This window comes from Lapillicoccus sp., assembly GCF_025353065.1.
Taxonomy (GTDB): domain Bacteria; phylum Actinomycetota; class Actinomycetes; order Actinomycetales; family Dermatophilaceae; genus Lapillicoccus.
Genome location: NZ_JANXRJ010000284.1, coordinates 1 through 2,203, shown reverse-complemented (window position 1 = coordinate 2,203; position 2,203 = coordinate 1). Strand labels below are relative to the sequence as shown.

The following is a 2,203-nucleotide window of genomic DNA, read 5'->3' as shown; positions in this document are numbered from 1 at the left end:
CCGGCGGCGAGCACCGGCGCGGTCATCCCGCGGCGTTTGCAGTCGCGCAGCAGGTCCGCCCACGACTCCGAGGACTCGCGGTGCCCGTCGGCCAGGGCGATCAACTCTTTCGTGCCGTCGGCCCGGACCCCGATCATCACGAGCAGGCACACCTTTTCCTGGCTCAGGCGGACCTTGAGGTGGATCCCGTCGACCCACACGTACACGTAGTCGGTGTTGGCCAGTGACCGGGCTCCGAACGCGGCGGCCTCGTCCTGCCACTGGGTCGTCAGGCGGGTGATCGTGGGGCCCGACAGGCCGGCCTTCGAGCCGAGGAACTGCTCGAGCGCGGGGCCGAAGTCGTTGCTGGACAGGCCATGCAGGTACAGCAGCGGCAGGACCTCCGCGACCCGGGGGGACTTGCGCGCCCACGCGGGCAGGATCGAAGAGGAGAACCGGGCCCGGGCCCCGGTGGTCTCGTCGATGCGTCGGTCGTTGACCCGTGGCGCTTTGACGGGGACCGCACCCGCGGCCGTGGTCACCTCCCGGGCGGCGTGGTACCCGTTGCGCACGACCAACCGGCGGCCGTGCTCGTCGACCTGGTCGGCGAACGCGTCGACGTAGGCGGCGACCTCGGCCTGCAACGCGGCCGCGAGCATCGCCCGCGCTCCGCCGCGGACCAGCTCGTCGAGAAACGACCCCCCGACCCCGGCTGACGTGGGGGCGGTGACGTCGTTGGTCTCGTTCTTCTCGTGGACTATCGTGAACATGGGCGTACCTTCCCGAACCAGCGCGCCAACGCCGGTCCTGATCAGACTTCTATGGGCTTCAGATCATCCTCGGGAAGGTGCGCTCCTTCACGCCCACCCGCCGACGACCATCCACAGGTTCTGATCATTGCTCTTCGTCCCTTCGCCATCAGGCCAGTCGGGGATGGGTTGCCTGGGTAGATCGTCGTACCAGTCCAATTCGCCGTAGGGGGTGAATCCTGCAGCCTTCGCCAGCGCCGTCGTGTACCACTCCTGCAGGTCAACCATGAACGGGACGAAGTCCCTCACAGCCGCGCACCCGCGGGCGCTGCGGACGATCTTCGTCGCCAACATCTCTTGTTCCGGACCGTTCATAAACGGCAATCAGGTCCGCGGCCATGCGAAGCACGGTCTCCTGACGCTCTCCCTCGCTCTTTCGCACCAGGGTCTCGCCGTCGCGTCGGATGATCTCCACCGCTCTCTGATCGGCAGCCCGAAAGACCTCGGCCGAGTTGCGGGACAGGGCCGATGACCGAACTACCCGAGACGTCGTGCAACTCATCCCACGAGTTTTTTAACGCCAGGATGGTGTGCTGGGCATTGTCGACGAGGGCTGGTTCCAGGCCGGGGGTGATGCGGGCCAACTGCTGGCCGTGAGGAGGCAGGCGAGGGGAGCGAGAGCGTGCTTTCGTCTGATTGGACTGGTGGGGCACGGTCATGATGTCGACCTTCACCCCGTGCGCGCCGGTCCAGGACCCCGGCAGGTTCGAGTCCTTATTGACGAAGCCGGCCGCCTCCAAGGTGGAGGTCAATTCTGGATCCGCTTCGAGCAGTTCGGTGTTGATAGCGAGATCACTGTCGGTGGTGCGATTGATCCCGGTCTCGGGTACGTCTCCGGTGTGGACGTACACGGCCTGAGCCCCGACGAGAATCACGGCGCCGGCCTGAGCCCCGAGAGCGTCGAGGGCGTCGAGCAGCACCGAACGGGCAGCGGCATACTCGGGGTCGATGACGCTCATCGGCCCGAGCGAACGGTCTGGTCATTGGCGGCGATCGCCTCGAGCAGCTGTTCGGCTTCGTCGACGAACCGGCCTCCGAGTGTGAGCAGGTCCGCCAGAACCCGGGCTCGTGGCGCGAGCCGGAGGTACCCATCCAGGACTTCAGCAGTTGTGAGGACCGCATCGTCCTGGGGTCGGGCCAGGACGACGTTGGCCGTCGACCTCGTCGCCGCCCGCAGATCCAGCCGTTCAGCCAGCCCTGCCGCGTCGGCGCAATAGAGGCATGCCAGTTTAAGGGGTGTCACCGAGAGGATGCCCTGCGGCAGCAGCCGCCGAGCGGCTACAGACCCGGTGGCCGTCAGTCGCCCATCGAACGGTCCAGGTCTTGCAGGCGACGTCAGCTCCTGGAGCTGATTCAGGATCCCGGCCAGGCCCCGTGGTGCGAGCAGCCAGCTCACGTCGCGGTTGGAGCGGACG

The 2,203-nt window shown here is 67.0% G+C and carries 3 protein-coding genes and 1 pseudogene; all 4 read right to left on the bottom strand.

Annotated features, from left to right (window positions below; translation table 11 throughout):
• Positions 1-749 (bottom strand): transposase (locus tag Q0R63_RS20695; protein WP_295701692.1); only part of this gene is annotated, 749 nt, incomplete at its 3' end.
• An 87-nt stretch (positions 750-836) separates the two neighbouring features.
• Positions 837-1,016 carry a hypothetical protein gene (locus Q0R63_RS20690; protein ID WP_295701690.1) on the bottom strand — a complete coding sequence of 60 codons (180 nt, stop codon included), beginning with the start codon at positions 1,014-1,016 and terminating at the stop codon, positions 837-839.
• A gap of 83 nt (positions 1,017-1,099) precedes the next feature.
• The gene (locus tag Q0R63_RS20685; RefSeq protein ID WP_295701688.1) at positions 1,100-1,747 is read right to left on the bottom strand and encodes a hypothetical protein; all 648 of its coding nucleotides are present in this window, start codon (positions 1,745-1,747) and stop codon (positions 1,100-1,102) included.
• Positions 1,744-2,203: pseudogene (locus Q0R63_RS20680) on the bottom strand (hypothetical protein); the annotation flags it as partial. The gene Q0R63_RS20685 and the pseudogene Q0R63_RS20680, both read right to left, overlap by 4 nt.

Bases quoted from the DNA above. Each gene is read 5' to 3' on its own strand.
- Q0R63_RS20690 (WP_295701690.1), bottom strand. From the start codon at position 1,016: ATGGTTGACCTGCAGGAGTGGTACACGACGGCGCTGGCGAAGGCTGCA.
- Q0R63_RS20685 (WP_295701688.1), bottom strand. From the start codon at position 1,747: ATGAGCGTCATCGACCCCGAGTATGCCGCTGCCCGTTCGGTGCTGCTC.